This is a genomic window from Bradyrhizobium lablabi (genome assembly GCF_001440475.1).
GTDB classification, from domain to species: domain Bacteria; phylum Pseudomonadota; class Alphaproteobacteria; order Rhizobiales; family Xanthobacteraceae; genus Bradyrhizobium; species Bradyrhizobium lablabi.
In genome coordinates, this window is record NZ_LLYB01000099.1 from 18,442 (window position 1) to 37,472 (window position 19,031).

Consider the following 19,031-nt stretch of genomic DNA (forward strand, 5'->3'; position numbering starts at 1 on the left):
CTCCTTCTCCTCATCCTGAGGAGCCGCGAAGCGGCGTCTCGAAGGATGAAGGCCCCGTCTCTGGCCTCATGGCTCGAGACGCGCGTTCCGCGCTCCTCACCATGAGGGTTATCCTCTTTTCGCCGTCATTGCGAGGAGCGCAGCGACGACTTGTCCGCCGAAGCTGCACAAGCGAAGGCGGAAGCAATCCATCTATCCCTGTGTGGCGGCATGGATTGCTTCGCTGCGCTCGCAATGACGGACGTTATCACTTGTTCAAGAAATTCAGCGCGAGTCCAGGCCGCGCCCAGTCCATCGCGATCAGCTCGCCTTTGCCCGACAGCGTGATGTAGGCCGTCTTCAGCTCCGGCCCGCCAAAGGCGATGTTGGTGGTGACGCGGTCGCCGGTCGGCACTTGCTCGACCAAGGTGCCGTCGGGCGCGATCACGGAGATGCAGCCCGACACCAGCGTCGCGACGCAGACATTGCCATTGGCTTCCACCGCCATCGAGTCGAACATCTGGTAGCCGCCAAGCCCCGCGATCGGCTTGCCGCGCTCGCCGCGATAGATCACGTCGCGCGGCTTGATGGTGCCGGGCTCGGCGATTTCGTAGGCCCACAGCCGCGCGGTCGGCGTCTCCGCGATGTAGACCGTCTTCTCGTCCGGCGACAGGCCTATGCCGTTGGCGGGCAGCACGCCGTGCACGGCCTCGACGATCTCCTTCATGCCGGGCTTGATGTAGTAGAACGCGCCAACGTCCATCTCGCGGGCGCGGCGCTTGCCGAGATCGGAGAACCACAGCCCGCCGTGCCTGTCGAACACCAGGTCGTTCGGCCCGCGCAGCGCATGCTCGCCGCATCGGTCGACGACGGTCTCGACCTTGCCGCTCTGCATATCCACCCGCTGGATCGAGCCGCCCTGATAATCCTCCGGCTGCGGCCCCGGCATGATCATCTTGCCGGTCGGAATCCAGCTAAAGCCGCCATTGTTGCAGATGTACATCTTGCCGTCGGGCCCGAGCGCCGCGCCATTGGGGCCACCGGGAATTTGCGCGACGACCTCTTTCCGTCCGTCGGGATAGACCCGCGTGAGCCTTTTCCCGCGGATTTCGACCAGCACCACCGAGCCGTCAGGCATGACCACCGGGCCTTCCGGAAATTCGAGGTCGGTGGCGAGAACGCGGATATTGGCCATGAATCCTCCCGGCTCTTTTCGGCTGCAGGCGGATTCCGGACGACCCCGCACGCGCAACGTTTCTTGTCGCGCTTGTTATGGCAAAGTCGATATCGCTTGCCAAGCAACCACGGGCGTTCGCGAAGCGCAGGGCAGCATTGCGGCAGGTTTGGTCCGGTGCCAGTGTAGGATGGGTATCGCTTCGCTCCACCCGTCCTACGACTACTTGCTACTGCAAGAGGAAGACCAATGAACCTCGATTGCGAGAAGGGCCATTCCTTGGGTGACCTCATTCAGAACATGGCGGAGACGATTGCCTGGTGCTCATCGCGGCCGCGACCTTGGTCGCCCTTGGTGACCTTTCGAAGCATCGATATCGCGCCCGAATTCGGAAGCAGCAGTCGCAAGTCATGGATTGAGTCTGTCGCAACGCAGCGTCGTCGGGCCCTCGGTGGCGGCAACATTTCCCTGCAAAAGAAGTTCTATGGCTACGAGGGCAAACTGCTCGCGTACTTCCCAGACGAAAATCTCGCATGCGGCGTCGCGGAGGCCGAAACGCAGGGCTTCTTCACCGTCGACAACGTACCGCCTTGGGATACGTGGGTAGCGTATCTCCACGAGGATGACCAAACGAATTACCTGGTCGCATGGGTTCCGGGTCCGTTGACCAGGATCGTCGGCGAAGGCATCCGCGTGATCCCCGAGGAGTGCGTGGGATGGGTGGATGTGCGTTGCCGGCATTTGGTCACGTCGTTGGCGGGGCAAGGTATAGAGTTTTGCAAAATGTAGGGTGGGTAGCGAAGCGAAACCCATCAAATCGGGACTCGCAAGGGAGGACGGCTATCGCTCCGCTCCGCCCATCCTACGCGCTACCCGTTTCCTACTCCTTGACCGGGATCCAGATCTCCAGCCCGCCATTGCCGGTGACCGGATCGAATTTTTCGTCGTAGCGCTCGAAGCTCGGGGCATCGGCGGCCTTCATGCCGGAATTCGGCAACCAGTGATTCCAGATCGTGTTGACGGTGCGGCGAATGGTCGAGATGTGCTCTGAATGGGTGAACACCGCGTATTTCTGTTCGGGTATTCGCACGCGGGCGAATTCGCGCGGCAGGTCGGAGAAGTCCAAAACCTCGACACCGGCGACGTAGTCGAAATTGCCGGCATCGTCGGCGTTGCAGCAGACGCCATAGGCGACCTTGCCGATCCGCGTCGGGAGATGCTCGACGCTCTGGTGAAACTGGTGCCACAGGTTCGGAATGCCGGCGCCGCTGTTTTCGTGGGTGCAGCGTTCGGCGATGCCGGCGACCAGCAATGGCTTGGAGGTTTCGAAACGCGGGGGCTTGAGGTTTTCGAGCAGGGTGGAATCCATGACGATGGGCTCCTGAAGCTTGAGATGATCGAGGCACGTTGCGGCGCGGACCGCTTCGGGCGTCGTGCCGAAATGGTCGCGGAACGCGCGGGTGAAGGCTTCGTGAGAGCTGTAGTCCGCATCCAGCGCGAGGCTTAGGATGTCGGGCGCGCCGGCGGCGAGCGCCTGCGCCGCCTTGGTCAACCGGCGGGCGCGTACGTAGCGCATCACCGACAGACCGGTGGCGGCGGCAAACGCCCGCACCAGATGAAAGCGCGAGACGCCGGCGATGCCGGCGATATCATCGAGCGTCAGCGGCTCGGCGAGATGGCTTTCAATGTACCAGAGTGCTTTCTGGGCCGGGTTCATGACTGACAGCTTTCATGCGAAGCAAGCGCATTATCGCCGGTTATGCCGCGCCTCATTTGACAGTCCTTGCTCTTCGATCTTCACTGACAAATGTAGGCGACGCTTTGGGAGGGGTTCCATGCTCATCACGAAGGTTCGGGCCCATCATATCCGCATTCCCTATGACGCGGGGGTGGCGAGTTTCAAGCAAGGCGCGTCCGCGATCTCGGCGCTGGAAATCGTCATGGTGGAAGTTTCCACCGATGCCGGCATCGCCGGCTGGGGCGATGCCTTTGCCTATGTCTGCCCACGAACGAGCTTTGCCGCCATCGAGGAAATGATTGCGCCGCAGACGCAGGGACAGCAAGTCCCGGACGCGGCTGATATTCCCGCCTTCATGGAACAGATCCAGCGCAACCTGCATCTGTTCGGCCGCTACGGCATCACCATGTTTGCGATCTCGGCGCTCGATATCGCGTTGTGGGACCTTGCCGCCAAGGTCGAGGGCATGCCGCTGCACCGGTTGATCGGCGAAGCCAGGCGTACGCACGTTCCCGCCTATGCGAGCCTGCTGCGGATCGGCAAGCCCGAATTGATCGCACGCGAGTGCGAGACGGCGCTGCGACAGGGCTACAAGGCTATCAAATTGCATGAGACCACGACGCCCGCAGTATTTGCTGCGCGGCAGGCGATCGGCCCCGACATTCCGCTGATGGTTGACATGAACTGTCCGCTGAATGGCGAGGATGCGATTGCGTTTGCGCATTCCTGCCGCGACGCCGCGCCGCTGTTCCTGGAGGAGCCAGTCTGGCCGCCGGAAGATTTTGCAACGCTGGCCGAAGTGCGGACCAAGGGCGGACTCAATGTGGCGGCCGGCGAGAATGCCTGCACGGTGCATCAGTTCAGGCAGATGATGAAAGCGGGTGCGGTGAGCCACGCGCAGCCCTCCGTCATCAAGGTCGGCGGCATCAGCGAATATCTTGATGTCGTCGACCTCGCCGACGAGTTCGACGTCAGGCTTGCACCGCATTCGCCCTATTTCGGGCCGGGCTTTTTGGCGACACTGCACCTGATGTCGTTGCGCGACGACGCAAGTTTTGTCGAGGTGTTCTCGATGAAACGCGCCGCGTGCTTGTGGCGCGGCCGCATCGACGTCGATGGTGATGGCAATGTCGAGGTGCGGCAGGGGCCGGGACTCGGTTATGAGCCGGACAAGGCCGTCATGGAGCAGTATCGCGTGGCGTGATCCGCGGATAGCCGCTACTTCGCGCCGTCCTTTGCCGGCGCAGCATCCTTCGCAGCAGGCGCGGCATCCTTAGCCGCGGGTGTTGTCTTCTTCGCATCGTCCGCCGCCTTGCTCTGCGCTGCCTGCAAATCGCTAACGACTTTTTGCAGACTCACGACCGCGCCCTTCAGCGCCTCGATCTGGCGGTTACTGGCATCCAGCTTCTGCTGATGATCGGTCGTGAGCTTGGTGATCGTCTTCTGCAGGAAGTCAACATTGCTCTGCAGGCAGGAGGTACGCCGCTCCATGGTTTTTTCGACGGTGCAGATCTCGATACCGGGAACGTCCTGCGCGTGGACGGTCGAAAGTATTGAGGCCATCAGCAGCGCGAAAGCGGCGAAAGCGATCCTCGGAGCAATCATCAAATCCTCGTTCCAAATGCATCTGGCGCAGGGAACATCTATCACGGCAATTTGCGCCAAGCAGGTCCCCGAACGCAGAGATACCATACTGATACCTCATTCAGGCGCTGTGCTTCATTCCCTTAACGTGGATGGATTTAGCCGCGAACCTCAAACCGGTATTCACCGGCCGCGGCAGTGGAGATTGATTGTATGGCAACGCGTGAAAAGCGGCTGGCGCAGTTCGACGGCAACGGGGAGCCGCCGCCGAACCTGCCGGTGGAAGTTCTTTGCGAGGATCACAGCGGAACCTATCAACTGCCCTTCGCCTGCCGCTGGATCGATGGTCAATGGCGCAACGACAGGACCGGCGGCATGGTCGAGGCCACGGTGGTCGGCTGGCGGCTGCCGCGCTCCGGCGCGATCTAAAAGAAACCGCGGGGCGCGGTCAGCCGCACCCCGCATTTGTGCCAGAATGCGACGGGAACACGCGCCGTGTTAACTTAGGGAACGCGGGCGGAACGAACCGCGCCCGAATCACTGATGTGGCACCGTACTCCGTTGTTCACGGCTAGATGTCGCTCGCCATCCGAACCAGCGCACAACATAGAGCACCATCACAATCGGCCGCAGCCAGCGGCCGACGACAAGTGTTAATTCTTCAGGGGACGACATGGCAGTCAGCTCCAGGGGGTGGGCGGCGGCACCTTGTCGACGGCAGGCGGCACATCGACGGTCTTGAAGTCGGCGGGGCTCACGATCTCGAGGTATTCCATGTCCTCGGAGTAATCGTACAGGTAATGCGTGATGCCGGGCCGCTGGTGCACGACATCGCCGGCCTGCACCAGGGTCGACTTGTCCTCATACATGAAGCGCGCCCAGCCCTTGGTCATGATCACGATCTGGAATTCGCATTCGTGCTTGTGCCAGCCGGTACCTTCTTCCGGCGGCAAGTCGGGATTGGCCTTGACCAGATGGCAGATCACTTGCCCGCCGGTGGCATCGGCAATGCCGAGATCGCGATACAGGAAGAAGTCGCGCAGACCTCCGCCCTTGAATTCGGTATCGCCGGGTTTGACGTGGGAGAATTTGCTGACGATAGCCTGCTTGTTCAATGAAGCCTCCACGGTTCGCGTTGGCGGGATCGCGGCCAAGCGGAGAGCGTCCAAATTTTCGGCAGCCTCGCATCGTCGCGTCACGGCTAACGTGTTGCTATGCGAAATCCGCGCCAGCCGCGTTGCACTGCGGCGAGAGGATGGCGGCAGTGCAGTGAACCGATTGGCTGGAGGCAGGAATTCCGATTCCGCAGCCTGTGCAAAACGGCCAGGAACGACTGCGCGTGCCGTTCGCCGCTGGCACCGGCTTGGGCAAGGCCTGCGCGTTGCCTGAGCCGTTCAAACGGGCAAGGCCTCGCGCCCCTGCCTAATATTCGACCTCGAGTTCTTCGATATCGGCGGGCTCGGCCTTGGCGGCCTCGATCCATTCCTGCATTTCGGGCATCGCCATAATGGTGCTGGCGTAGGCTGCGAGCGCCGGTTCGAGCTTGACGTCATAGGTCATGAAGCGGGTGACGACGGGGGCGTACATCGCGTCCGCCATGGTGCGCTCGCCGAACAGGAACGGCCCGCCGGATTCAGCGAGGCATTCGCGCCAGATGGTGCAGACCCGGTCAATATCGGCCTGCGCGCGCGACCAGATCTTGAAGCCGGGGAAATGGCCCTTGAGGTTGACCGGCAGTGAGGCGCGCAGCGTGGTGAAGCCGGAATGGATTTCGCCGCAGATCGAGCGGCAATGCGCCCGCCGGATCCGGTCCGCCGGCAACAGGCCCGCCTCCGGCCTGACCTCGTTGAGGTATTCCGCGATCGCCAGCGTATCCCAGATGGTGGCGCCGTCATGGCGCAGGCACGGCACCAGGATCGACGACGAAAGCAGCAGGATTTCGGCCCGCGCCGAGGCATCGTCCGGGGCGGTGACCACCTCCTCGAACTCGAGGCCGGAGAATTTCGCGAGCAGCCAGCCGCGCAAGGACCAGGACGAGTAGTTCTTGCTGGAGATGGTCAGTGTGGTCTTCGCCATATGGCCTTTTCCTCGAACCCCAAAACACCCCGCGGGCCCAGACAGCCGGCCGCGCCGCCGCCCAATGCCTGTGCGCCGGGCCCTGTACGCAGCAAGCCACGTGCCAGTTTTGCAGGCGATCAGCCCCGCTCTGGCGTCGATATTGCATGGCCCCCGGGGACAGGGGCTGATGTGAATGATGTCAATGATGTACCAGGCCTACCAGAACCACATGGACCTGACGGCGCCATGGCGGACCGGGGCGTCGGCGGCGCTGAAATACCTCAATCTGGTGCCGCAGGGCGTATCGGACAAATTGTTCGGACGGCTCGCCGCCTCGCTCGAACTGATCTCGCGCTCCTCCCTCACCTATCACCGGCCGGCCTACGGCATCGACCGGGTGCTGGTCGGCAACCAGGAGCTGGAGGTGACCGAGGAGGTCACCTATGCGACCCCGTTCGGGTCGCTGCTGCACTTCAAGAAGGAGAACGCGCCAGAGCAGCCGCGGCTGTTGCTGGTGGCGCCGATGTCCGGCCATTTCGCCACCCTGCTGCGCAGCACGGTGAAGACGCTGCTGCAGGACCACGACGTCTACATCACCGACTGGCACAATCCGCGCGACATTCCGCTTCATGCCGGCCGCTTCGGCCTGGAGGATTACACCGACCATCTGATCACGTTCCTCGACAAGATCGGCCCGCGCGCGCACATGGTGGCGATCTGCCAGCCGTCGGTCTCGGCGCTGGCTGCGGCTGCCGTGATGTCGGAGGGCAACCACCCGGCCCGCCCGGCCACGCTGACGCTGATGGCCGGGCCGATCGACACCCGGATCCAGCCGACCAAGGTCAACGAATTCGCCAAGAGCAAGCCGATCAACTGGTTCGAGAAGAACCTGATCAACTACGTGCCGGTGCAGTGCAAGGGCGCGTTCCGAAAAGTCTATCCCGGCTTCGTGCAGCTCACCGCCTTCGTCTCGATGAACCTGGAGCGGCACATCAAGCAGCATATCGACCTCGCCAATCACCTGGCGAAGGGCGAGAAGGAGAAGGCGGCAGTCATCAAGACCTTCTATGACGAATATTTCGCCGTGATGGACCTGCCCGCCGAATTCTACATCGAGACCGTGCGCGACGTGTTTCAGGAGCATCTGTTGCCGCAGGGCAAACTGATGCATCGCGGCCGGAAGGTCGACCCGGCCTCGATCAGGCGCATGGGCCTGATGACGGTCGAAGGCGAAAAGGACGACATCTGCTCGATCGGCCAGACGCTCGCCGCACAAGACCTCTGCACCGGCGTGCGCGCCTATCGCAAGGTCCATCACATGCAGGCCGGCGTCGGCCATTACGGCGTGTTTTCGGGCAAGCGCTGGAATAACGAGATCTATCCGCTGCTGCGCGATTTCGTGCATGTGAATTCGTGAGAGAGCCAGCGATCTCTCCACGTCATTGCGAACGAAGCGAAGCAATCCATCGCGCCGCACGCGCGGATGCATGGATTGCTTCGTCGCCCCGCTCCTCGCAATGACGGGGCTGGCGGCTCTAGCCGTCCTCCCCTTCGCACTGTAAAACCCTCCCGAGGCCGACCGCTCAAGAGTCGGCCCGGGAGGAATAACTAATGCGACTTTCAGCAAATCTCCGCGCCCTCGCACTCGGCGCCGTCAGCGCCATCCTGCTCTCCGCCACGGCCTCAGCCGCGGAAGTGCGGGTGATGATCTCCGGCGGATTGTCCGCCGCCTACAAGGCGCTGGTCCCGGAATTCGAACGCACCACCGGCCACAAGGTACTGACCGCCTACGGGCCCTCGATGGGCACGACAACCAATGCGATTCCCGTGCGGCTGGAGCGCGGCGAGCCGGCGGACGTGTTGATCATGGTCGGCTATGCACTCGAAGATCTCGCCAAAAAAGGCAAGGTGACGGCCGGTACCAGCGTCGATCTCGTGAAGTCGCCGATCGCGGTTGCCGTGAAATCGGGTACGCCGAAGCCGGACATCAGCACACCCGAAGCGCTCAAGCGCGCGCTGCTGGCGGTGAAGACCGTCGCCTATTCCGACAGCGCCAGCGGCGTTTACGTCTCGACCGAAATGTTCGGCAAGCTCGGCATCGCCGACGAAATGAAGGACAAGGCGAGAAAAATCCCGGCGACCCCCGTCGGCGAGATCGTCGCGCGCGGCGAGGCCGAAATCGGCTTCCAGCAGATGAGCGAATTGAAGCCGGTGGAAGGCATCGACATCGTCGGTCCGTTGCCGGACGAACTGCAGAAGATCACGGTATTTTCCGCAGGCATCGCCAGCGTTTCCAAGGAGCCGGACGCCGGCAAGGCGCTGATCAAGTTTCTCGCCTCGCCTGCCGCGCGCGGCGAAATCGTCAAGAGCGGGCTCGATCCGATTGCGGCCAGCACGACGAACTAGCCGGCTGTCTTCGCCCGACTTGATCGGGCGATCCAGTACGCCGCAGCCGGCATTGTGAAAGAAAGCTGACGACACGGAGTACTGGATGCCCCGCCTAAAGCGGGACATGACGAAACTACCGATGCATATGCTGCATCGCCAGCAGCACGATTACGACCAGCGCCAGCACGATGGTGGTGCTTTTCCAGAACAGCAGCGGATTGCGCTCGATCAGCGGCGTCCGCGACGTGGAGAGATAGTTCGCATTGGGCTGGCGCAAGTCGAACAAGAATTCAGAAAAACTGTCGTAGCGCTTGAGGGGATTGGGGTGCACCGCCTTCTCCAGCGTGCCGTCGATCCATTGCGGCAATTCGCGGTCGCCATGCGACGCCGGACGATAGACCAGCTTGCTGAACTGCGACCTTGTGCGCGCCTTGGCGATCTGCGCGCCGTAGGGCAGTTTTCCTGTCATCATCTGGTAGGTGATGACGCCTAGCGAAAACAGGTCCGAGCGCGTCGTCGCCGGCTCGCCGAGAAAATATTCCGGCGCGGTATATTGCTGGGTACCGAGGATGTCGTCGCGCATGCCTGATGGCTCGGCCTCGACGACGCCGGTGATTTTCGTCGAGCCGAAATCGATGATCTTCACGGTGCCGGTGGCGTCGATCATGATGTTGTCGGGCCTGATGTCCTGGTGCAGCATTTCCTTGCGGTGGAAGGCGCGCAGCCCCTTGGCGATCTGCTCGACGATGTCGCGCACGGTCTCCAGATTCGGCTTCGGGTTGTCGATCATCCACTGCGTCAGCGTCTGCCCGTCGATGTATTCGGTGGTGACGTACAGGAAGTTGCGCTTGCGCTGCAGCAGGCAGGGTTTGAGCACATGCGGACTGTCGATCCGCCGCGCTACCCATTCCTCCATCATGAACCGCTTCAGGTAAGCGGGATCGTCGCGCAGGTCGATCGAAGGGATCTTGATGGTGACGACCGCGTCGGTCTCGATGTCGACGGCGAGATAGATGTGGCTTCGGCTGGAGCCGTGCAGCTCGCGCACGATCCGGTAGCCGTCGAACACCGCCCGCGCCTCCAGCAGCGGCGGCAGCGGCAGCTCATGCGGCTGCGCGAACACTTCGGCCGCGGCGCCGTCGGGCACTTCATCGATGCGGACGATCTGGACGGTGAGATTATCCGTGCTGCCGGCGTCAAAAGCCTGGTCGACAATCCCCTTCGCGGCCGCGTCGAAATCGCCGCCGACTTCGTTCACCGCCTTTGCAAGCTGGCGGGCACTGAGATGCTCGTAGATGCCGTCCGTCGCGAGCACAAAGATATCGCCCGGCTCGATCCGCAGCATCTGGTAGTCGATCTCGATTTGCGGATTTACGCCGAGCGCCCGGCCGAGATAGCTCTGCTGCGAGGAGATGACGATGCGGTGATCGTTGGTCAGTTGCTCCAGCGTGTTGCCGGAGAGACGATAGATGCGGGAATCGCCGATGTGAAACAGATGCGCCGTGGTCGACTTGATGACCATGGCGGACAGCGTGCAGACGTAACCGCGGTCCTTGTCATAGGCATACTGGCTGCGCGTCTGCGAATGCAGCCAGGAATTAGTTGCCTCCAGCACGCGCTGCGCCGAGGTACGCACCGACCAGGATTCCGAGGTGCAGTAATAGTCGGTCAAGAACCCCTTGACCGCCGATTCCGCGGCGACCCGGCTGACCTTGCTCGTGCTGATACCGTCGGCCAGCACGATGGAAATGCCCTTGAGGCTGAGCAGCGGCTCGTCCGGGATCAGGACGCCATGGAAATCCTGATTGGTTTCCTTGGCTCCCTTATCGGAAAATTGTCCGACCGATATTTTCAGCTGGCGCGGCATTCCGGCTTTCACGACAATGGGCCTCTCCCCTGGCGAGGAGAGGCCCATCTTCATCCTGGGATCAAGCGGCAATGCGCGAGGACGGCCGCGAAGATGCGGCAGCAGAGGCGCTGCGCGACGGGCCGGTCCGCACATGGGTCGCGTACAGCGTCAGCCCGGTGAAGGCGAGGCCACCGACGAGGTTGCCGACGACGGTCGGAATCTCGTTCCAGAAGATATAGTCCCACCAGGTGAACTTGCCGCCGAGCAGCAGGCCGGACGGAAACAGGAACATGTTCACGATGGAATGCTCGAAGGTCATGAAGAAGAACAGCATGATCGGCATCCACATCGCGATCACCTTGCCGCTGACATGGGTGGAGATCATCGCGCCGACGACGCCGGCGGAAACCATCCAGTTGCAGAGCATGCCGCGGATGAACAGGGTCAGCATGCCGGCCGCGCCATGGCTGGCATAGCCGACGGTGCGGCTCTCGCCGATGGTGCCGATCACCTGGCCGACCTTGTCCGGCGCCTGCGACCAGCCGAAGGTGAACACGATCGACATCATGACCGCCACTGTAAAGGCGCCGGCGAAATTGCCGAGGAAGACGAGGCCCCAGTTGCGCAGCACGCCGCCGAGCGTCACGCCCGGGCGCTTGTCGATCAGCGCGAGCGGCGCCAGCACGAACACGCCGGTCAAGAGGTCGAAGCCGAGCAGATACAGCATGCAGAAGCCGACCGGGAACAATGCGGCGCCGACGATCGGCACACCGGTCTGCACGTTGATGGTGATCGCAAACGCCGCGGCAAGCGCGAGGATCGCTCCGGCCATGTAGGCGCGGATGACCGTATCGCGCGTCGACATGAAGATTTTGGATTCTCCGGCGTCGACCATCTTGGTCACAAATTCCGAAGGCGCGAGATAGGCCATTCCTTGTTCCCCTTTTCGAGACAACGTTAGAGCGCGCCGGATGCTGCGCAGCCGTGCACCGATTGAGTGAAAAATCTTGCCGTCCTCGTGCGCGACGAATCCCGTACCGCCATTGAACGGCACGGAACGACGCAGGTCAGGCCCGATCAGGGACTTGGGATGCGCGAGCTATCGTGAGGTGGTCCCGAAGACTGCTCGAAGCGCCTCACGCGAGGCTGCTTGATCCCAACGCCTTCGGCCAACGCTGGCCTTGGCAATCCGAACGGACGGCAGTCGTCATTGACTGAGACAGGATTAAGCAATCGATGTGCCAACCCGAAACCGGGCCGCAGGCTTGGAAAAAGCGCGTATTTCTACGTGGTTATGGCCCCATCGCGGGGATATCCCGACCGGAACTGATGCCTTGTATTTGTGCAGTTGCACAGATGTTGCGCCTGCCGCGCGGCCCGCCCTATCAGTCATTCCGGGGCACGCACGCCGTGGGCCGGAATCGATTTCGGTACGTTCGCGGCTCGATGGATTCGGGTTCGAGGCTTGCATCGTCCCCGAATGACGTAAGGACTATCCTCAGACCTCGACGGTCAGCCCGCCTCAAGGACTGGAAGGTGCAACGATGAAAGACAAGATCAGCCTGACCGACAAGCTGGCCACGTTCGATGAGTACTGGTCGCCGAGAACCGTTGCGCAACTCAATGACTATGACGTCATGGTCGTGAAGGTGAAGGACGAGTTCGTCTGGCACAAGCACGATGACACGGACGATTTTTTTCTCGTCCTGAAGGGCGTTCTCGACATCCAGCTGCGTGACCGAACGATCACGATCGGCCCCGGCGAAATGTACATCGTGCCAAGGGGCGTCGAGCATCGCCCGGTTGCCCGCGAGGAAGTGCACCTGTTGCTCATCGAACCGACCGGAACGCCAAATACCGGCGATGCCAAAACGGCGGCGCCACACAAGACCGCATAGCGCACCACGTCTCGTTATCGCGCTTCCCGACATATTGCGCCACCGCGCAGGCTTGGTCGCTCACAGGTCAAAGCGGACATTAGCCGGCCCGATGGTCTCAGCTAAATCCGCCGAAAATGACCCAAAGCGGTCGTGCCCCGCGAGTTGGTCTTATTCAGAAGATACCGACAACAGCTCCCAATTAAATCCCCCGACTTGCGAAACCTTGCCGGGCTCCTCAGGCCATTGCCGTATTGTCCACCTCAATGAAGGAGACCACCAAAGCGTAGTGGTGCGATAGAGCTTGTGTTGCCAGTAATAATCCTTCCTGATTTTGTAGGCCCAAAACAGACCTGCCGGAACGCGAGCTAGTCCATAGGAAACGACGTATTCTATTTCACCGTATCTGGATGGAGGAAGATCATACTTGCTAGTTCTTCTGATGGAGCCGCTGCTAAGTGGCCATAGATCGCTGACCAATTGTTTTTCGGCGACATCGCTGTCGTCGAGATGCGCACCAAGGCCGCCGAACCAGTCGTAGATTCCTTGAGCGTCCGACCTAATCCGGCAATTGAACTGATCTTGCTCGATCGCAACCATCCGGTTGGGACGATTGGTGTTCCATGCCGGAACGTTATAAGTGAAAATCGTTCCAGCATCTGGGCATCCAAACTTAGTTACAGGCGCAAACGCGGCTGGAATAGGAATAAGGAACGCGCCCTGATCGATGCAACCTGCCCCCATCGCGATCAAGCCTGCGGAAATTAGAAAGAGCGATCCTGGCGCTTTCATTTGGCATCATTTCAAGGCTGCGACTGACTTTTTGCTAGAGCAGCCAAGTAGCTATCAAGACCTTCGTAAAGCCATTGACAATTTCTAGGTGAAAAGTTGCCCTACGTATCCATTTTCGTCCATGTCGCGCAGCGATAATGCGAATGTCCGCTCATGGCCGATTGTGTTGAAAAAAGTCCGCTCCGGCGTTGGGACCAATCTTCTAAGAGCCGCCGCTGCGCAAGGCGTTTAGGAACGTGGGGGACCGCTTCGACTTGAGCGGATTCATTCAGTGGCCTCCGACACGCTCTGAGAACGCATCCCCGGCCGAAGTCGGCGATAAGCTCGCTTTTGCGCGAATTTTTCTGACGCGGCATTTTCGACTTTTTCAACACAATCGGCCGGAAGGCGACATTTTGGCTGAGCTGCTCATTTCGCGCGCTTCCACACGATTTCCAGTGTTAATCCGGCAGGTGTACGAGGATTCATGAACTTCATTTCGTCGGCGCCAATGGATGAAACGATCCGCCGCTGATTGGGGGCTCCTACAAGATTCGGAAACGTAGCCGTCTCGATACTTACGTGGATCGTTTTTGTGCTTTCGTCCACCGTGTACGTTCCCGTATAGGCGATCGATCCCGAGGCGACGGCCATAGCCTCTTCCGGGGAAGGGCGAGCGGAGTCGTTGGACGCATACTTTGGCAGATCGGTGCGCGTAGTTATGAAGTGAAATCGACCTTCATTGGTGTAGGTCACGGCGCCCTGCAAGCTCGGGCGTGGAACATCGCTGCCATCGTCACGCTTGGCCGTACTCGAGACGTAAATCCACGTCCCGACGAGTTGGCTTTTAAGTGACGCCTCTTGGCCAATGCTGCTGTTTGGATTAGCCACGATTGTCACCAACGTGATCGCGCAAAGGAACGAAAACCGCCTGTCCATGAGGGTCTCCTTGGCTAAAGCTGGTCAATTGACGGCAACTAGCATATCGCGCGGAATCAAGGATTGGCCACCTGTCAGTATCGGCCATGCTCGCTTGTCCGCTTTGGGCCCCAGTTGAGACATGCCGATTGTGTCGCGCGGTGTCCGCTTTCGTGATCGGCAGCGAACGAGTAGTTACACCTCGTTGATTTAAGTCAAAGACAGGCATTCCGCGTTATGCTGTCTGGTCTGTCCACACGGAATGCCGAAGACCGGTCAACCTGATAATGACCAGGGAGGCTTACCTATGCCCACCTATATCTCCTTAATCAACTTCACTCAGAAGGGCGCCGAAGCAATCAAGGACGGGCCCAAGCGCCTCGATGCGGCAAAGCAACGCCTCCGCGATGCTGGTGCCGAATTGAAAGCCTTCTACCTCGTAACGGGCCAATATGATGCCGTGTCCATTATCGAAGCGCCGAACGACGAAGTGGCCACAAAACTCGCCATGGGGACGGCAGCTCTCGGATTTGTACGGACGCAGACTTGTCGAGCGTTCGCCGAGGACGACTACAGGAAAATGGCTGCATCATTGTAGGCGAACTGCATCTCTCAAATACAAAACCCCGGCCTTGCTGCCGGGGTTTTGCTTAATGACGCATGTCTGCCTGTGGCCTTTCGCGACATATTGCACCACTGCGCAAGTCTGGGGCGCTCACTGAATCAGTTATCGTCCGCATCAGGGGCGCAGACGAACGCACTCTGGCTCAATCCAGATGGTGTGCATGTAGCTCTTCTCGCCGACGACTTCGCCCACGTGCAACTCCAGAAGCCCGTTCTCGAAGCCATCAATAGGAAAGACGCGACCTACACAGGCTTCGAACAACGCCTGAGTGCCCATTCCGGACGGCAGCGATGCCGGCACCGCTACGACTTCAACTCGATCCCCGATCTTCATGTCACACCATTCAGCCGCATCAGTTGGCAGATCTTCTTCATATCAGGCGGTCAATCTACGGAAGGCGATTGTACCGGCCACGTCTTTCCATTGATATCGCAGAGGACGATGGTCATCCCCTCATGGCCCTGCCTGTCAGCCGTAAAGTCGTCGGTCAATTTCGATTTGGCTCATGAATTTGACTTCGAAATCCCGCCACTCGACGTCAGACCATGCGCGGAGAAGGAGCGGCCGGCCGCGCTCATCCCGCGCCTCGTATCCAACCGAATAGGGCTCAACACTGTACCGTTCGCCTCGATGCGTGAACGACACCATTGCCCGCGCTGCTATGGCTTGACAGAGCAATCCTGTGCTCATGTCCGGCTACACATCATCAGTGATCTCCGCCCCCGCCAGCACCATCGTGATGGTCGCCGCCATGTTGAGCGCTCCCGCTGCCGTCGCTTGATCCAGTCTCGGAATGAAAGAAGCCCCAGCGGTGCGCATCTATGACCATGGACGTGTAAAGCGCTCTAGCCGCGCCGTATTCAGGATCGGCAGGTCTGAGGTCATCAAGCCTCTTCCTCAGTTCGGCCAAATGTTTCAGCCTTGCCCGCTTGTTGAAGAGCCAGTAGACGCCGAGGCCCACCGCAAGAAGGGCAACAACGCCGAACACGATGCCGGTGATCGCTGCAGGACGCGTCAACGTGTCCATTGTCGGTTCGCCTTAAGATTGTAATAGTCACCTTAATAATCGAAAGTGATTAAGGCTTGACTGAGCAATTTCCGAAAAGCTTCATGTTGCCCATGTCGGCTCCGGGCCCGTCGCGACATATTGCGCCAGCGCGCAAGTTTGATCGCTCACCGGGCAAAGCGGCCATTGACCGGCCGATAGTCCTAGCTGAATCAGCCGAAAATGCCCCATAGCGGACATCGCCCCGCTCGCTTGGATGGAACCCTGCCGCCGGTTGAGCGGATGCTCCAATCTTGATCCAGATCAAGTGTTCGGACCTAGCGCACCCCCAATGGGGCGCATAGAAAAGTGACATTGCGATGCCGGGTACAGGACACGTTGCACGCCACCCAAAAGGTGAGAGAGTCGATGATAAAGATCGCTCTGATGGTTTGCGCCGCCCTCATGCCGTTGGCATCGAATGCGACCGCGCAAGAGACGCAGGTAGGACCTTGCACAGCCGACGAGATAAAGTTGTGCGCCGGGATTCAGCCGGGCCGAGACAATCTCCGCGCCTGCTTTCGAGAGCACATGCACGAACTTTCAGATGCTTGCCTCTTGGCGCTTGTTAGGCTCAGTGCGCTTGACCAAACATGCAGGGAGCGGCTCAACCAAGAGTGTGCGAGCGTCGAACCCGGACAGGGCCGCCTCGAGGCTTGCCTGAGGTCTGCTGCCGCCAAACTGGACGATGATTGCAAAGGTGCTCTTAGTCGCGCGATCCCCGGCGCCGGCAATGTCCGGTGATGACCGCGGACTCGGACCTCCGTTGCGACGAGGTCCGGAAACGGCCCTTCGTGACATATTGCGCCGCCGCGCAGGTTTAGTCGCTTACGAGCACAGCGGACATAACGTCGTCGCGTCACGCCACCAAGCTTATAGGTAGACAGCCTAATTAGTCTGCGTCCGCACCGGCCGGTCCTTCAGGCCGTTATTGTCATAAGCCTTGCGCAGCGTGCCGTTGGCGATCGCTTCGTTCAGAAACTTGACCGCGAACGCCAGCGACAGCGGATGATTGGGCGGCACCGCGACCGCCGTGACGGTTTGCTTGAAGGTTTCCTCCAGCACGCGGGTGCCCGGGATCTGCTTGGCCATCGCGTTGAGCTGGTCGCGCGACAGCGCGAACGCGTCGATCTCGCCCGCCTTGAGCAGGCCGAAGATTTCGTCGTAGGTCTGATAGCCCGTGACCTTGGCGTTCTTCAGATGCGCGATCGCACCGCGCATCGTGGTCGTGTTGTTGACCGCGGCGACCTTGACGCCGGGTTGATCCAGCGTCGCAAAATTCGTGACCGTCGAGCCCGGCTTGACGATGTAGGTCGCGTCAGCAACTTCATAGATCGGGCCGAACGACATTCGGCCCTCACGCTCCGGATCTTTCGGCAGGAAGGTGATGTCCCAGGTGCCCTTCGAGACCGCATCGACGATCTGCCCGGAATTGTTGTGCGCGACATATTCGACGGGGACGCCGAGTTGCTCCGCCATCGCCTTGCCGAGATCGACCGGCACGCCGGCGTAGCCGGTTTCGGTTTTCGTCGACCAGAATGCGCCACCGGCCGGACTGATCGCGATCGCCACCCGCAGCTTCCCCGTCGGCGCGATTTCGTCTTTCAGCGCATCGGCGCTGGCGGGCGTTGTCGTCATGATGGCTAATCCCAGAAGGAGGCCGGACATTCCCGGCCGGAACTGATTGAACATGGCTGCTCCTCCCGGCCCGCTTATTGCGGACCTTCAGCGCTGATCCATGCGGAGACGGTCAGCGGTTCTTTTTCTTTGCCGCGCCTTTTGGTGCTGCAGCCGGCGTTGCCGGCTTGGCCGGCTCGGCCGTTTCGAACTTGCCGATCACAATGATCTGCACGCGCGCATTGGCAGGGGACGCCGGACGGTTGACATCCTGCAACTGTTCTTCGCCCAAGCCAAGCGCCTGAAGCCGTTTTGGCGCCACCTTGAAGGTGTTCACCAGCACGTCGCGGATCGATTCCGCGCGGCGCTGGCTCAGGATCAGATTATGGTCGCGCCTTCCGGCGGATTCGACGTGATCGACGATCAGATAGCGATAGGGCCGCGTCTTCGGGTCCGTGAGCGCGTCGGCGATGCTGCCGATGGTCTGATAGGACGCCGGCCGGATCAGCGACGAATCCTGGTCGAACACGACGTCGAAACGGATCTGCGGCAGTTTCGTCAATTGCGGCGCGATCGGCGGCCGCTTTTGCGGCTGGGCATCCGCCCTCGCCTTGATGCGATCGGCAGCCTGCTGGCGCAACGCAGCCAGATCGACATCCGACTCGGCTTCGACCGCAAGCTTCTCAATCATGTCAGCGGTCGACGTCGCGGTTTGCGCGCGTGCCGCGCCCGTCGGCCACACAATCAGGGACAGGGCACCCAGCAAAAGGCCGATGTCGCGCAGCTTTCCTCTTCCCCCCCGCATCACTGATACCCCGCCGCGTTGATCGCCTTGTTGCAGTTCGGGGTCGCCTTCTTGGTCGATTCCAACAGGCATTGCAGTCCCTTGACGGGATCCTGCCGCACCTCGCCGCAAAACCGGTTCAGCTCCCAATTGCACAGTTTTACAAGGGAGGTACGCGCGGTAATGCGCGCCTGGATGGCGCCGAGGGCCTGGGGATAATCGGTCTTGCACTTCGCCGACACCACGTCCTGGTTGCGGCCCAGGCATTCCCTGAGGCGCGTGGCGTCAAGATTGACGCCGCGGCAATTGTCATCGATGTCCTTGCCGCAGCTCGCGGCCAGCATGGCCGCCGCATTTTCGAAATTCATGGACTGCGCTGCCGCTAGCGAAGGCACTGACATCGCAATGATACAAAGGAAAAGCCGGATTCGGGTCATGCGCGCACCTCACACAAGGAGGGTGGCGATGGTCAAGTGGTCTGTTTGATTTAGCTGCGCTGCCTTGGGCTATTGCGCCGCAACAAATCGTCGCGGCTGGCGCGGGCGTACACGCCCCGATATGCAATAACCCCTTATACCAGCCGAATGCACCATGACAGGGTCATGACGCCATGAGCTCGACCGC

Annotated in this window: 21 protein-coding genes; 7 read left to right on the forward strand and 14 right to left on the reverse strand. The window is 60.7% G+C overall.

Annotation, left to right across the window (positions count from 1 at the left end; translation table 11 throughout):
* Positions 1-247: 247 nt before the first annotated feature.
* Complete coding sequence (locus CQ14_RS28740; RefSeq protein WP_057861187.1) at positions 248-1,174, reverse strand: SMP-30/gluconolactonase/LRE family protein; 927 nt, start codon at positions 1,172-1,174, stop codon at positions 248-250.
* Positions 1,175-1,402: 228 nt separating this feature from the next.
* Between CQ14_RS28740 and CQ14_RS28745 the strand changes: the two genes are divergently transcribed.
* Positions 1,403-1,942, forward strand: coding sequence for a hypothetical protein (locus tag CQ14_RS28745; RefSeq protein WP_057861188.1), 540 nt, complete (start codon positions 1,403-1,405; stop codon positions 1,940-1,942).
* Positions 1,943-2,033: 91 nt separating this feature from the next.
* Here the strand turns inward: CQ14_RS28745 and CQ14_RS28750 are convergent, their stop codons facing one another.
* Positions 2,034-2,870 (reverse strand): AraC family transcriptional regulator, encoded by an 837-nt coding sequence (locus CQ14_RS28750; protein ID WP_057861189.1) that lies wholly within the window; start codon positions 2,868-2,870, stop codon positions 2,034-2,036.
* 118 nt (positions 2,871-2,988) lie between these two features.
* Here CQ14_RS28750 and CQ14_RS28755 point away from each other — a divergent pair, with 118 nt between their 5' ends.
* Positions 2,989-4,095 carry a mandelate racemase/muconate lactonizing enzyme family protein gene (locus tag CQ14_RS28755; RefSeq protein ID WP_057861190.1) on the forward strand — a complete coding sequence of 369 codons (1,107 nt, stop codon included), beginning with the start codon at positions 2,989-2,991 and terminating at the stop codon, positions 4,093-4,095.
* 14 nt (positions 4,096-4,109) lie between these two features.
* Here CQ14_RS28755 and CQ14_RS28760 read toward each other — a convergent pair whose 3' ends face one another.
* The gene (locus CQ14_RS28760; protein WP_199805637.1) at positions 4,110-4,454 is read right to left on the reverse strand and encodes a hypothetical protein; all 345 of its coding nucleotides are present in this window, start codon (positions 4,452-4,454) and stop codon (positions 4,110-4,112) included.
* 234 nt (positions 4,455-4,688) lie between these two features.
* Here CQ14_RS28760 and CQ14_RS28765 point away from each other — a divergent pair, with 234 nt between their 5' ends.
* Positions 4,689-4,904 (forward strand): hypothetical protein, encoded by a 216-nt coding sequence (locus tag CQ14_RS28765; protein WP_057861192.1) that lies wholly within the window; start codon positions 4,689-4,691, stop codon positions 4,902-4,904.
* A 251-nt stretch (positions 4,905-5,155) separates the two neighbouring features.
* Here the strand turns inward: CQ14_RS28765 and CQ14_RS28770 are convergent, their stop codons facing one another.
* Positions 5,156-5,590 carry a cupin domain-containing protein gene (locus CQ14_RS28770; protein ID WP_057861236.1) on the reverse strand — a complete coding sequence of 145 codons (435 nt, stop codon included), beginning with the start codon at positions 5,588-5,590 and terminating at the stop codon, positions 5,156-5,158.
* A gap of 307 nt (positions 5,591-5,897) precedes the next feature.
* The gene (locus CQ14_RS28775) at positions 5,898-6,551 is read right to left on the reverse strand and encodes a glutathione S-transferase family protein (protein WP_057861193.1); all 654 of its coding nucleotides are present in this window, start codon (positions 6,549-6,551) and stop codon (positions 5,898-5,900) included.
* Between the two features lie 175 nt (positions 6,552-6,726).
* Here CQ14_RS28775 and CQ14_RS28780 point away from each other — a divergent pair, with 175 nt between their 5' ends.
* Positions 6,727-7,950 carry a polyhydroxyalkanoate depolymerase gene (locus tag CQ14_RS28780; protein ID WP_156435542.1) on the forward strand — a complete coding sequence of 408 codons (1,224 nt, stop codon included), beginning with the start codon at positions 6,727-6,729 and terminating at the stop codon, positions 7,948-7,950.
* 194 nt (positions 7,951-8,144) lie between these two features.
* Complete coding sequence (locus CQ14_RS28785) at positions 8,145-8,939, forward strand: substrate-binding domain-containing protein (protein ID WP_057861195.1); 795 nt, start codon at positions 8,145-8,147, stop codon at positions 8,937-8,939.
* A 115-nt stretch (positions 8,940-9,054) separates the two neighbouring features.
* Here CQ14_RS28785 and CQ14_RS28790 read toward each other — a convergent pair whose 3' ends face one another.
* A complete protein-coding gene (locus tag CQ14_RS28790; protein WP_057861196.1) occupies positions 9,055-10,788 on the reverse strand; it encodes a bifunctional protein-serine/threonine kinase/phosphatase in 1,734 nt (577 codons plus the stop codon).
* Between the two features lie 61 nt (positions 10,789-10,849).
* Complete coding sequence (locus CQ14_RS28795; protein WP_057861197.1) at positions 10,850-11,701, reverse strand: formate/nitrite transporter family protein; 852 nt, start codon at positions 11,699-11,701, stop codon at positions 10,850-10,852.
* Between the two features lie 613 nt (positions 11,702-12,314).
* On the opposite strand from CQ14_RS28795, the gene CQ14_RS28800 reads away from it, so the two are divergent.
* Positions 12,315-12,668, forward strand: coding sequence for a cupin domain-containing protein (locus tag CQ14_RS28800; RefSeq protein WP_057861198.1), 354 nt, complete (start codon positions 12,315-12,317; stop codon positions 12,666-12,668).
* Positions 12,669-12,818: 150 nt separating this feature from the next.
* Here CQ14_RS28800 and CQ14_RS43965 read toward each other — a convergent pair whose 3' ends face one another.
* A complete protein-coding gene (locus tag CQ14_RS43965) occupies positions 12,819-13,439 on the reverse strand; it encodes a hypothetical protein (protein WP_156435543.1) in 621 nt (206 codons plus the stop codon).
* 408 nt (positions 13,440-13,847) lie between these two features.
* A complete protein-coding gene (locus CQ14_RS28805) occupies positions 13,848-14,357 on the reverse strand; it encodes a lipocalin-like domain-containing protein (protein ID WP_057861199.1) in 510 nt (169 codons plus the stop codon).
* A 286-nt stretch (positions 14,358-14,643) separates the two neighbouring features.
* On the opposite strand from CQ14_RS28805, the gene CQ14_RS28810 reads away from it, so the two are divergent.
* The gene (locus CQ14_RS28810) at positions 14,644-14,934 is read left to right on the forward strand and encodes a GYD domain-containing protein (RefSeq protein ID WP_057861237.1); all 291 of its coding nucleotides are present in this window, start codon (positions 14,644-14,646) and stop codon (positions 14,932-14,934) included.
* 141 nt (positions 14,935-15,075) lie between these two features.
* On the opposite strand, the gene CQ14_RS28815 is transcribed toward CQ14_RS28810, so the two are convergent.
* The 5 genes from CQ14_RS28815 to CQ14_RS28845 form a co-directional block, all read right to left on the reverse strand.
* Positions 15,076-15,294: a hypothetical protein gene (locus tag CQ14_RS28815; RefSeq protein WP_057861200.1), complete on the reverse strand. Its 219-nt coding sequence runs from the start codon at positions 15,292-15,294 to the stop codon at positions 15,076-15,078.
* Positions 15,295-15,667: 373 nt separating this feature from the next.
* The gene (locus CQ14_RS28825; protein WP_057861202.1) at positions 15,668-15,988 is read right to left on the reverse strand and encodes a hypothetical protein; all 321 of its coding nucleotides are present in this window, start codon (positions 15,986-15,988) and stop codon (positions 15,668-15,670) included.
* Between the two features lie 906 nt (positions 15,989-16,894).
* Positions 16,895-17,674, reverse strand: a complete 780-nt coding sequence (locus CQ14_RS28835) for a transporter substrate-binding domain-containing protein (RefSeq protein ID WP_057861238.1) — start codon at positions 17,672-17,674, stop codon at positions 16,895-16,897.
* An 82-nt stretch (positions 17,675-17,756) separates the two neighbouring features.
* A complete protein-coding gene (locus tag CQ14_RS28840; RefSeq protein ID WP_057861204.1) occupies positions 17,757-18,428 on the reverse strand; it encodes an OmpA family protein in 672 nt (223 codons plus the stop codon).
* Positions 18,428-18,775 (reverse strand): hypothetical protein, encoded by a 348-nt coding sequence (locus CQ14_RS28845; protein ID WP_057861205.1) that lies wholly within the window; start codon positions 18,773-18,775, stop codon positions 18,428-18,430. The genes CQ14_RS28840 and CQ14_RS28845 overlap by 1 nt, the downstream gene beginning before the upstream one ends.
* Positions 18,776-19,031: the final 256 nt, after the last annotated feature.